This window comes from Sphingomonas sp. SORGH_AS_0789 (assembly GCF_031453055.1).
In the GTDB taxonomy this organism is placed as follows: Bacteria; Pseudomonadota; Alphaproteobacteria; order Sphingomonadales; family Sphingomonadaceae; genus Sphingomonas.
This window is the reverse complement of sequence record NZ_JAVIYV010000001.1, coordinates 2444045-2455628: the sequence shown is the minus strand read 5'-3', so window position 1 is coordinate 2455628 and position 11584 is coordinate 2444045. Positions and strand designations below refer to the sequence as shown.

The following is an 11584-nucleotide window of genomic DNA, read 5'->3' as shown; positions in this document are numbered from 1 at the left end:
TGCCCCATGGGACTTCCAACCGCAAGGCAGCTTTTTGTCACCGTATGCCGTCAGGCAATTGGAGGTCCCTTGAGTTGCACCAGAATCATCGCGCGCTGGGGCTAGCTGCCCACTCGACCGCCGTCCCCTCCAACCTGGAGCGCGGCATCGACATCGCCAAGCGTCGCCCGGCTGATCCGGTCACGCTGCTTCGCCCGCACGCCGCTGCGCGCGCCGCCCGATTCTTCGTCGAGAAGTTTCCGGGTCGGCCGATGTATGCGGTGAAGGCGAATCCGTCGCCGGATCTGATCCAGATCCTGTGGGACAATGGCGTCACCCATTTCGACACCGCCTCGATCGCGGAAGTGCGGATGGTGAAGTCGGTCGTTCCCCAGGGCGTCTGCTGCTTCATGCATCCGGTGAAGTCGGAAGAGGCGATCGCCGAGGCCTATTTCACGCACGGCGTCCGCACCTATTCGCTCGACAGCCTGGAAGAGCTGGAGAAGATCGTCCGCGCCACCAACGGCGCGACCGACCTGACCCTGTGCGTCCGCATGCGCGTGTCGTCCGAATATGCGAAGCTCAGCCTGGGATCGAAGTTCGGCGTCAGCCTGGAAGAGTCGAAGGACCTGCTGATCGCGACCCGCCAGGTCGCCGATGCGCTGGGTATCTGCTTCCATGTCGGCAGCCAGACCATGACCCCCGACGCCTATTCGGCGGCGATGGAGCGGGTGCGTGCGGCGATCGTCGCGGCGGCGGTCACGGTCGACGTGATCGATGTCGGTGGCGGCTTCCCCTCGGCCTATCCGGGCATGACCCCGCCGCCGCTGGAGCGTTTCTTCGAGACGATCCACCGCGCGTTCGAGAGCCTGCCGGTGTCCTATTCGGCCGAACTCTGGGCCGAGCCGGGCCGCGCGCTGTGCGCCGAATATTCGTCCGTCGTGGTGCGCGTCGAGCGTCGCCGCGGCAATGAGCTGTACATCAACGACGGCGCTTACGGCGCGCTCTTCGATGCGGCGCATATCGGGTGGAAGTACCCCGTCCAGCTGCTGCGCGAGCCCGATTCCGACGCGCGGGACATGGACTTCAGCTTCTGGGGCCCGACCTGCGACGATCTCGACTATATGCAGGGTCCGTTCCCGCTGCCCGCGGACACGAATACCGGCGATTATTTCGAGATCGGGATGCTCGGTGCGTACGGCCAGGCGATGCGGACCCAGTTCAACGGCTTTTCCTGTCACGAGTTCGTCGTGACCGACGACGAGCCGATGTTCTCGGTCTATCGCGACGAGGCCGAGCAGGCCCTCCCCGCGAACGTCGTCAAGCTGTAACCCGGCGACTTTAGCACCTCCTTTATCCCCTTCCGCTTCGGCGGGAGGGGAATGGGGTGGCATTGCGGTGTCCGCCGCGATAAGGCCCCTTCGCATACCGGACTCGCCGCTCGTGCGGGTTCGGGCCAGCCGGGTTACCGCGTCCCCAATAACGACGACGGCTTCTCGATGATGATGGAACCATCATGACCGACACGATCAACGACAACCGTAAGGCCGAGCTGCTCTCCAGCGTGGTCGAGCATATCGACATCACCAAGTTCGACGCGCGCCCGATCATCGATTCGATGGGCAAGATGAGCTTCACCAGCCGCGACCTGGCGCGCGCGACCGGCATCTACAACCAGATGCTGGCCGACAAGGACTGCTCGATCTTCCTCGTCATCGCGGGTTCGACCTCGGCCGGCGGCTGCATGGACCTCTATGCCGAGCTGCTGCGCTCGAACATGATCGACGGCGTGGTCGCGACCGGCGCGTCGATCGTCGACATGGATTTCTTCGAGGGCCTGGGCCACAAGCATTACCAGGCGCTGGAGGTGCCGGACGACAACACGCTGCGTTCGCTCTACATCGACCGCATCTACGACACCTATATCGACGAAGAGCAGCTTCAGGACTGCGACCACACGATCGGCAAGATCGCGGACTCGCTGGAGCCCAAGGCCTATTCGAGCCGCGCCTTCATCCGCGAGATGGGCAAGTATCTGGCCGAGCACGGCAAGAAGGACAACAGCCTCGTCAAGCTCGCCTATGAGCATGACGTGCCGATCTTCTGCCCGGCCTTTGTCGACTCGTCGGCGGGCTTCGGTCTGGTCAAGCACCAGGTCGAGCGCGCCAAGGAAGGCAAGCCGTACATGGTGCTCGACGCGATCGCCGATTTCCGCGAACTGACCGACATCAAGATCAAGGCAGGCACCACCGGCCTGCTGATGATCGGCGGCGGCGTGCCGAAGAATTTCATCCAGGACACGGTTGTCTGTGCCGAGATCCTGGGCCATGAAGACGTCGAGATGCACAAATACGCCGTGCAGATCACGGTGGCCGATGTTCGTGACGGTGCCTGCTCGTCCTCGACGCTCAAGGAAGCAGCGAGCTGGGGCAAGGTCGATACCGCGCTCGAGCAGATGGTGTTCGCGGAAGCGGGTTCGGTGATGCCGCTGCTCGCTTCGGACGCCTATCATCGCGGCCACTGGCGTGAGCGCGCGAAGCGTCGTTGGGGGGCTATTTTCGACTGATGTTGGACTTCTTGGAACGTGAGCAGCTTGCCTATCTGATCATCGGCGTGATCCTGCTCGCGGCGATAGCATTCGCGATCCCCTATTCCCGTCGTCGCAAGCGCGAAAAGCTGCGGCGTCGGGGGATCAAGAAGTACGGACATTGAGAAAGAGGGCGGAACCGCAGGGTTCCGCCCTTTTTTCTTGCCCGGCACGCGCCCTCCCGGCAGGTTTGCCCCGATAACGCCGTGCGGCGCGGATGGAGAGGATAGGATGATCGACCGACGCTCTGTGATCGGAGCCATGGCGAGCGTGCCGCTGGCCGCCCGCGCCGCCGCGCAGGCCGCACCGGCCTCCGCCACGGGCATGACGCCCTGGCCGCCCGCCGAGCATTTCCCCCTCTGGCCCGGCCGTCCGCCCGGCGCGCGCGTGACTTTGCCCAGCCCCCGCCCTTCGATGAACGGTCCGGCGGGGCAGCAGCAATTGTGGCTGCGCGGCATCGCCACCCCGATCGTCGCGGTCTTCCGGCCCGAGCGGCCCGACGGTCGCGCCGTGCTGACCATTCCCGGCGGCGGCTATGGCTTCGTGTCGGTCCAGAATGAAGGGATCGACGTCGCGCGGACGCTCAACCCGCATGGCATCACCGTCTTCGCACTCGCCTATCGCCTGCCCTCCGAAGGCTGGGACCATCAGGCCGACGTCCCGCTCCAGGATGCGCAGCGCGCCATGCGGCTGATCCGTGCCAATGCGGCGCGATACGGCATCGACCCGGCTCGGCTGGGTATCGTGGGCTTCTCGGCGGGCGGGCATCTCGCGGGTTCGCTGACCGTCGGTTATGACGACCGGGTCTATGCGCCGGTCCATGCCGCCGACCGCCAATCGGCGCGTCCGCGCTTTTCGGGGCTGGTCTATCCGGTCGCCAGCCTGTCGACGCCGACCACCCATGCCGGGTCGCGCGACAATCTGCTGGGCCCCCATCCCGATCCCGCCACCAAGGCGCGCTATGACAGCCCGCGCCGGATCGATGCGACCACGCCGCCGCTGTTCCTGGTCCATGCGGTCGATGACGGGCTGGTCCCGCTCGACCAGTCGCTCGACCTGCTGACCTGCGCCCGCGCCGCCAAGGTGCCGGTCGAGGCGCATTTCTTCGAAAAGGGCGGGCACGGCTTCGGCGCGCTGGGCGCTCCCGAAGGCGCCCCGGCGCGGCTGTGGCCGGATCTGTTCGACCGCTGGATCAACCAGACGCTGGGGGCGTGATGCCCAAACCTCCGTTCGCCCAGTGCGAACGGATGGGGGATAGCCCCTCAGAACAGCCTTTGCAGGCTCCGCTCCAGCATCATCATCTGCCACAGCGTCCGGCCATGGTCGGCCCGCCCCGCCCGGTGGTCGGCGGCCATGCGCCCCAGTTCGGCCAGTTGGAACCAGCCCGTCTCGCGCAGCAGCCCCGATTGCGCCAACCGCGCCGCCTCGTCGGCCAGGGCACCGCGAAACCACGCGCTGATCGGCGTGACGAAGCCCATCTTCGGCCGGTAGAGGATGTCGCGCGGTAGATAGGGCTCCAGCGCCTTCTTCATCAGCCATTTGCCCTGCCCGCCGCGCACCCGCATCGCGGCGGGCAGGCGGGCGGCATATTCCACCAGGCGATGGTCGAGCAGCGGCTCGCGCGCCTCCAGTCCCACCGCCATCGAGGTGCGGTCGGTCTTGGTCAGGATATCGCCGGGCAGCCAGATCTTCAGATCGGCATATTGCGCGCGGTCGATGGCGTCGCGGGCGGGCGCGTCGCGCATCGCCGCGACATAGCGATCCTCGGCCCGGTGGCCGCCCAGCGCCGCCTTCGCCTCCGCCGAAAACAGTCGCGCGCGCCATTCCGGGCTGGTGACGCCCACCGCCCGCGCATAGGCCTCCGCCCCGTCCATCCCCAGCGCCAGCAGCGTCGTCCTGGCGCGCAGCGGGCGTGGGGCCCAATCGGCCTTGGGATAGAAACGCCCGAGCGTCCCGAACAGCCCGCGGCGCAGGTCCGCCGGGAACAGGCCGCGGACCCGCTCCTCGCCCGCATGGAAGACATGGCGGCGATAGCCCGCCATCGCCTCGTCCGCGCCGTCGCCGGACAGCGCGACGGTGACATGCTCGCGCGCCAGCTGGCACAGCCGATAGGTGGCGAGCGCCGAGGCATCGGCAAAGGGCTCGTCGAAATGCGCGACCAGCGTGTCGATCAGCGTGAAGTCGTCGGCGCGCACCACCCGCTCGACATGGTCAGTGGCGAAACGCCGGGCCACGGTGCGGGCATAGCCGCGCTCGTCATGCCCCGCCTCCTCGAAACCGATGGTGCAGGTGCGCACCGCGCGCGGGGACGCCTCCGCCATGAGCCCGACGACGCCCGAGCTGTCGACGCCGCCTGACAGGAACGCACCGAGCGGCACGTCCGCGACCATCCGGCTGGTCACCCCGGCCCGCATCCGCGCAAGCAGTTCCTCGCCCATCCGCGCGGCCGATCCGGTTTCCCGGTCGGAGAAATCGACGTCCCACCATTGCCGGGGCGACGGTATCCCCCGCCCCCGCTCGATCAGCAGGAAATGCCCGGCGGGCAGCTTGTGGACGCCGCCCATGATGCTGGCATCGTCGGGGACATAGCCCAGCGCCAGATAATCCTCGACCGCGCGGATATCGGGCCGCCGCCGGAACAGCGGATGCGCCAGCACCCCCTTCATCTCCGAGGCGAAGGCGACCGCGCCATCGGGCAGCTCGGCCCAGTGGAGTGGCTTCACCCCCAGGCGGTCGCGCGCCAGGAACAGCGCCCCCGCCCTGGCGTCATGCACCGCAAAGGCGAACATGCCGACCAGCCGGTCGAGCATCGACGGTCCCCAATGCCGCCAGCCGTGCAACAGCACCTCGGTATCGCCATCGGTGCGGAACACCGCGCCGCCCGCGCGCAACTCCTCGCGCAATTCGCGGTAATTATAGATTTCGCCGTTGAAGCAGACCGCGACCTCGCCATCGACCATCGGCTGGGGCGAGCCCTCGACATCGATGATCGACAGCCGCGCATGGGCGAAGCCAACACCGGGCGCGGTCCACAGCCCCTGCCCGTCCGGCCCGCGATGCGCCTGGGCGCCGATCATCGCGCGCAGCCGGGCGGGATCGACGGGCTTGGGCGTGGCGGGATGGAACAGACCGGCGATACCGCACATGGGATCAGCGCCGCCCGGTCAGTCGGTCGGCGAAGCGATCGATCGGCCCCAGCGCCTGGACGAACGCCGCGATCGCCTGGCGGTCATCCCCCTCGCTCGACACATGGACGGCGACTGCCACCTGGCGCCGGCCGAGCAGTCTGGCCTTCATCGTCTCGATCTTCACCCGTCGCATGTCCGGGGTCAGCGTATCGCCGATCCGGTACCAGCTCGCAACGACGCGCTGCATCGTCCGGCGATCGGGCGTCGTCTCGATCAGCCGGGTCGCATCGCCGCCCGCGACAGGCGCCAGATCGGCGACGCGGATCCAGGGATCGGCTTCGTGCAGGATGCCCGTCCCGAACGCGCCCAGCTTGCCGCCCTCGCGCTGCTGCGGGAAGATGCCGACCGCCAGATCGACCTGATGCCCCTGTCCGTCGGCATAGGTGCGCAGCAGCACCTGCGCGCCGGGATAATAGGGCCGCCATTCGCTGATCTGCGACGCGGGGGTCCAGCCGGGCACGTCGGGCAGCGCCATATGCGCGGGCAGCGTGGCGACGCGCGACCCGGCAAAGCCGCTCCAGCTGGGGTAGAGCGCGGTGATCGTCACCGCCAGGATCGCGGCGAGCAGCGGGTCGATGCGGCGGCGCGGAATGGCGGAGAGGCGCGCGGGGTCGAAGGCGGGATCGTCCGGCGACCGGTCGAAGAACTGCCACCCGATCGCCAGCACCGCCGCCATGACGAAGGCGAAGAACACCCAGCCGAAGATGATGTGATCGACGCCCCCCGCCACCTCGATCGAGGTCAGGTCGGCGGCGAAGATCGTTCCCCAGGCGCGGATGCCGTTGGCGAGCACCGGCACGATCACCGACACGATCAGGAACACCGCGCGCCGCCAGGGCGAACGGAAGCAGAGATTGGCGACCAGCGCCGCAAAGGCGATCATCGCCAGGACGAATTTGGACCCCGAACACGCCTCCGCCACCTCGAACCAGTAGCGCCCGGCATGGATCAGCACCCCGTCCGCGCTGGCGGGGATGCCGCTCCAGTCGAGCAGCGGCATGACGATCGCCACGGTGATCTGCTGAAGCGGCTTTTCCAGTTCCGCACCGAACGGCACCAGGAACCAGGCATAGGCCAGCGGGAACAACAGCCCGCGCGCGACCATCGGCCCCAGCAGCGTGACGACCAGCGCCTCCAGCGTCGCGACCAGCCCCAATTGCCGCACCAGCGCGACCGTGGCGGACTCGCCGAGCAGCCAGAGGAACCCGCCCGCCGCGACGAGCAGCAATCCCGGCCACCAGGCGACCGGGGTGAGTTGCTTCAGCTCCGGCCGCCGCTGCCAGATCAGCCAGCCGACGACCGGGCCGATGAACAGGCAATGGCCATAGGTCGTGCTGGTCCACCAGATCTCGACCAGATGCGCGACGTCGCGGCGCAGGAGGAACAGGACGAACAAAGCCGCCACGCCGAGCAGCGCCAGATGATAGCCCCAGCGTCCCGGCTTCACGACACCATATCCTTCATCAGCCGGTCGAGCGGCGCCAGCCGCGCGCCCCAGCCGTAACGCTCCATCACCCGCGCGCGCGCGGCGGGGTTGGTGGCGGGGCCGTTCAGCGCGGCTAGGACGCGGGCCGCGAAATCCCGGTCGTCTGCCGCCACCGCGATGGTGCCGCCATGATCGATCCCCTCGGCGGCGGCGCGCGACGCGACGACGGGGCGGGCCATCGCCATCGCCTCCAGCACCTTGTTCTGGATGCCCCGCGCCAGGATCAGCGGCGCGATGCAGACCGCCGCCCCCGCCAGCCATGGCCGCGTATCGGGCACTTCGCCGGTGACGATCACCGCCTCGCCCGCCAGCCGTCGCACCGACGCGGCGGGCGCGCGGCCGACAATGGCGAAGCGCGCATCCGGCCGGACGGCGCGGATGCACGGCAGGATGGTCTGGGCGAAATGGATCACCGCATCGATATTGGGGCGATAGTCCATCTGCCCGGTGAAGACGATCAGCGGGCCGTCCCGCACCACCGGCGCCACCGCGCCGGGCGCATGGACGGTCGCGTCGATACCATTCTCGATGGCCAGGACATGGCCCTCCCCGCCCTGGCTGCGGAACAAGGCGGCTTCGGCCTCGCTGACGAACAGGGTCGCATCGGCATCGCGGGCGACGCGGCGCTCAAAGGCCGAGAGCCGCCGCGCCTCGCGGGCCAGCATCCAGGCTCTGGGGCCGGTCGCGCCATCCGCCATCGCGGCGAACTTGGCCGAGTCGACGTCCACCATGTCCATCACGGTCGGCCCTTGCCCGCGATACTGCGCCATCTGGCCCGAAAAGACATAGGTCGCGGCCACCCCGCCCTGCCGCACCCCGGCCACCGCCCGCGCCATGGCGGGATGGGCAAAGGCGGTCAGCGAGACCGGGCGGCCGGTCGCCAGCGCCTCGACGGCGGCGCGCGGCATCCCCTTGGTGCGGGGGATCAGGTGGCAACTCGCCAGCAGGTCGCGGAATGCGGGCGGCGGATCGCGCTCGGCCTCGCTTTCGGCAAAGGCGCAGAGATGGATGCGCCAGTCGCGCGCCAGATGCCGCAGGATGTGGAAGCTGCGGATCTTGTCGCCGCGATCGGGGGGAAAGGGCACGCGGTGCGCGAGGAACAAGAGGTCCCTCACCCCAGCCCCCGTGCGATCATGGGCCCCGCGATCCGCGCCGCCCAGACCGGCATCCGTTTCCAGATGGCGATCATCGCGGCATATTTGGGGTTGAGCGGATTGATCGCGCGCGGCCCATGGATGCTGCGGCTGGCATAGACCAGCGGCCGCCCCTCGAACCCCCAATTCTTCTTGAACGCCGCCGCGCCGGTCCCGACCTTCGACCGGCCGAAATCGAAGCGGTGGCAACCGCGCGTTCGCGCGTGCCGCATCAGCGCGAAATACATCAGGTCGTTGGCGCGCAGGCCCCGCGCCGCCTGCGTGCCCCCGCCCCAATAGGGATAGACGGTGCCGCCATGATACAGGCTGAGCACGCTCGCCACCGCGCGGCCACGATGGCGCACGGTCAGCACGTCCGCGTCCAGCCGCGCCGCCGCCTCGCGGAACAGCCGCGCCGGAAACACCGGAGTGCCCAGATTGCGGACCGATTCGGCATAGACGCGGTAATGCTCGGCCAGCATCGCCGCATCGGCGCCGGTCTGGACGGTCAGCTCGTTGGCCAGCGCCTTGCGTACCTCGGCCCGCTGCTTGCGCGGGATGGCCTTCAACTCGGCCTCGTCATCGGCGGCGATCGGGCGGACGAAACCCAGATAGCTGTCGGCGTCGGGCGTCCAGCCATCCGGCACCGGCCCTCCGCGCAATTCGACCGACTCGATGCCCCGATCGCGGGCGAGCGTCCAGGCCGCCTCCGCCAGCAGGTCCACGCCCTCGCCCAGCACACCGCCATCGACGCCGAAGCCCGTCGACACCATCGCCGCGCCGAACAAGGGCGAGCGAATCTCGCTAAGCGGCAACAGGCCGACCAGATCGCCGCTGCGCTCCGCAACCAGGCAATGCGCCTTCTGGCCACAGCCCGCCGCCCCCGCCAGCAGCCAGCCGGTGCGATGAAAGGGCGTGCCACCGGCGGCATCCACGAACGCATCGATCCGCGCACGCTCCGTTTCGCGCGCCAGATCGGCGACGCGCAGGATCGGCACCGTCGCGCTCATGCCAGTTGTGCCGCTTCCCTGGCCGCCACCTGATCGACCCGGCCCCAGTCATGCCGCCCGAGCAGCGCGCGCAGCTTGCCCTCCATCGCGCCCAGCCGCGAATAATGGCGGATGCGCGAGCGAAGCGGGGCGGCGGTGACGCGCGGCTGGCCGGGATCGATCTCCCAGGGGTGGAAATAGAACATCGCGCCGTGCCGGTCGCGCTCGACCTGCCCGATCGCGATGTCGGTCAGCTTGGCGGGCAGCATCCGGAAGAAGCCGCCGCCGGTCGCCAGCCGCCGCTGGCCGAACTGCGCCACCGTCACCGGCAGCTCGATCAGATCGGCATCGGCCAGCGGCCGCCAGGCATAGCGCGGCGAGGTCGCCCAGCCATAATGGTCGTGCCGCAGCGGCGCGACGCTGGAGGAATAACGATAGCCCGCCTCGGCCAGCACGGGATGCGCCCAGGGGGTGCGGGTGTCGATCGAGAAGCTGGGCGCGCGATAGCCGGTCACCGCCTGCCCACCCGCATCCTCGATCGCCGAGCGCGCGCGGAGCAGATCGGCGCGGAACTGGTCGGCGGTCATGGTGAAGACGCGCTGATGGTCCCAGCCATGGCTGGCCATCTCGTGCCCGGCGGCGACGATGCGGCGGATCAGGCCGGGATGGCGATGCGCGACCCAGCCCAGCGTGAAGAAGGTCGCGCGCGTCCCCGTCTCGGCGAACAGCGACAGGACCGCGTCGGTATTGGCCTCGACCCGGCTGTCCAGCCGGTCCCAGTCGGCCTTGTCGATCGTCCGTTCGAAGGCGCCGACCTGGAACCACTCCTCGACATCGACCGACATGCCATGGAGCGGCCGGGCCGCGACGGGCTCAGGCGGCATGGCCCCAGGCGCCCGTGCGGATCGTCGGGCTTTCTTCGCGGCGGGGCTCGCCACGCGCGTCGGCATCGCTCCAGTCGACCATCAGCGTCAGCACGCGGCGCAGCGCCGCCTCCTGCTGCTCCAGCCGCGCCTCCAGCCGCGCGATCCGTTCCTCCAGCGCCGCGACCGGCGACGGATCGGCGGCGGCGGCCGGGGCAGGCTTGGCGGACTGGGGTTCCGGCGCGGGCCTGGGCTCGGGGATCGGGCGCAGCGATACCGGCTCGGGCGCGGGCGGCGGGGCGACGATGCGCGGGCTGCCGCCCTGCCCCGTCTGGCTGTCGGGCATGATCCGGGTGCGGACGATCGGATCGGCCATCGCGGCGGGCGCGGACGCCTGCGCGCCGTTCAGCGTTGCGGCGCCCAGCGTCCCCAGCCCGAAGACCGATCGGTCGAAGGCGGGTGCGGCGGCCTGTGGCGGTGCGATCGGGGCGGGTTCGGGTTGTATCTCGGCGTCGCGCGAGGCCGCGAACCGATCGCCCCCCATATCGGCGGCCATGTCGGCGGCGACGCTCTTGACGGTTTCCTCGCCGATCAGCTCGACACCCTCGACCGCGGACTGCAACAGCACGCGGCCCGCCAGCACGTTCAGACGGCGCGGCACGCCGCCCGACACCTCGTACAGCGCGTCGAACGCGTCGGCGGCGAAATCGGGGCGGCCGGTCCATCCCGCCACCGCCAGCCGGTGCGCGATATAATCGGGAACCTCGTCGGCCTCCATCGGGTCGAGATGGTGGATGGCGATGACCCGCTGGCGCAGCTGCTCGATGGCGGCCGAGCCGAGCAGGCGCTCGCGAAATTCGGGCTGTCCGACCAGCAGGATCTGGAGCAGCGCATGCCCCCCCGCCTGAAAATTGGACAGCATGCGCAGTTCCTCGAGCGAGGCGAGCGGCAGCGCCTGCGCCTCGTCGACGATCAGCAGGATGCGACGCCCCTCGCGCGCGACGCCGTTCAGCGCGCGCTCGATCGCGGCCAGCAGTCCCGCCTTGGACAGGCCCAGGCTGTCGACGCCCAGCTGTCCGGCGACGGTGCGGAGCAGGTCGTTCGGCTCGATCGCGGTCGACACGATATGGATGACGCGCAGGCGGCGCGGGTCGAGCGTCTCGACAAGATGGCCGACCAGCGTGGTCTTGCCCGCGCCGACATCGCCGGTGATGACGATGAAGCCCTCGCCCTGCGCCAGGCCATAGCCGAGATAGGCCATCGCCTTGCCGTGAGTCGCCGTCTCGAACCAGAAACGCGGGTCCGGCGTCAGCTGAAACGGGCGCTCGCCCAGACCAAAATGCGTCTCGTACATCATCG

Annotated in this window: 10 protein-coding genes; 4 read left to right on the top strand and 6 right to left on the bottom strand. The window is 69.2% G+C overall.

Translation table 11 applies throughout. The features are described 5' to 3' along the window. The first annotated feature begins 74 nt into the window (after positions 1 to 74). From QE360_RS11300 to QE360_RS11285, 4 genes are all read left to right on the top strand, one after another. A complete protein-coding gene (locus tag QE360_RS11300; protein WP_309701617.1) occupies positions 75 to 1310 on the top strand; it encodes a type III PLP-dependent enzyme in 1236 nt (411 codons plus the stop codon). A 185-nt stretch (positions 1311 to 1495) separates the two neighbouring features. Continuing rightward, entirely contained in the window at positions 1496 to 2545 is a 1050-nt protein-coding gene (locus QE360_RS11295) for a 1,9-bis(guanidino)-5-aza-nonane synthase (RefSeq protein ID WP_309701615.1), read from the top strand. Continuing rightward, complete coding sequence (locus QE360_RS11290; protein ID WP_309696624.1) at positions 2545 to 2691, top strand: hypothetical protein; 147 nt, start codon at positions 2545 to 2547, stop codon at positions 2689 to 2691. Before QE360_RS11295 ends, QE360_RS11290 begins: the two co-directional genes overlap by 1 nt. Before the next feature lie 106 nt (positions 2692 to 2797). Beyond that, positions 2798 to 3781: an alpha/beta hydrolase gene (locus QE360_RS11285; protein WP_309701613.1), complete on the top strand. Its 984-nt coding sequence runs from the start codon at positions 2798 to 2800 to the stop codon at positions 3779 to 3781. 47 nt (positions 3782 to 3828) lie between these two features. Here the strand turns inward: QE360_RS11285 and QE360_RS11280 are convergent, their stop codons facing one another. Genes QE360_RS11280 through QE360_RS11255 form a run of 6 tightly spaced genes read right to left on the bottom strand, consistent with a single transcriptional unit; the run spans position 3829 to position 11579 of the window. Beyond that, the gene (locus QE360_RS11280) at positions 3829 to 5712 is read right to left on the bottom strand and encodes an XrtA/PEP-CTERM system amidotransferase (protein WP_309701612.1); all 1884 of its coding nucleotides are present in this window, start codon (positions 5710 to 5712) and stop codon (positions 3829 to 3831) included. Between the two features lie 4 nt (positions 5713 to 5716). Continuing rightward, positions 5717 to 7201, bottom strand: a complete 1485-nt coding sequence (gene xrtA / locus QE360_RS11275; protein WP_309701610.1) for an exosortase A — start codon at positions 7199 to 7201, stop codon at positions 5717 to 5719. Further along, the gene (locus QE360_RS11270) at positions 7198 to 8355 is read right to left on the bottom strand and encodes a TIGR03087 family PEP-CTERM/XrtA system glycosyltransferase (protein ID WP_309701608.1); all 1158 of its coding nucleotides are present in this window, start codon (positions 8353 to 8355) and stop codon (positions 7198 to 7200) included. Before QE360_RS11270 ends, xrtA begins: the two co-directional genes overlap by 4 nt. Next, positions 8352 to 9383, bottom strand: a complete 1032-nt coding sequence (locus QE360_RS11265) for a FemAB family XrtA/PEP-CTERM system-associated protein (RefSeq protein WP_309701606.1) — start codon at positions 9381 to 9383, stop codon at positions 8352 to 8354. The genes QE360_RS11270 and QE360_RS11265 overlap by 4 nt, the downstream gene beginning before the upstream one ends. Then, positions 9380 to 10246 carry an XrtA system polysaccharide deacetylase gene (locus QE360_RS11260; protein ID WP_309701604.1) on the bottom strand — a complete coding sequence of 289 codons (867 nt, stop codon included), beginning with the start codon at positions 10244 to 10246 and terminating at the stop codon, positions 9380 to 9382. The genes QE360_RS11265 and QE360_RS11260 overlap by 4 nt, the downstream gene beginning before the upstream one ends. Beyond that, a complete protein-coding gene (locus tag QE360_RS11255) occupies positions 10236 to 11579 on the bottom strand; it encodes an AAA family ATPase (RefSeq protein ID WP_309704140.1) in 1344 nt (447 codons plus the stop codon). The genes QE360_RS11260 and QE360_RS11255 overlap by 11 nt, the downstream gene beginning before the upstream one ends. Between the last annotated feature and the right edge of the window lie 5 nt (positions 11580 to 11584).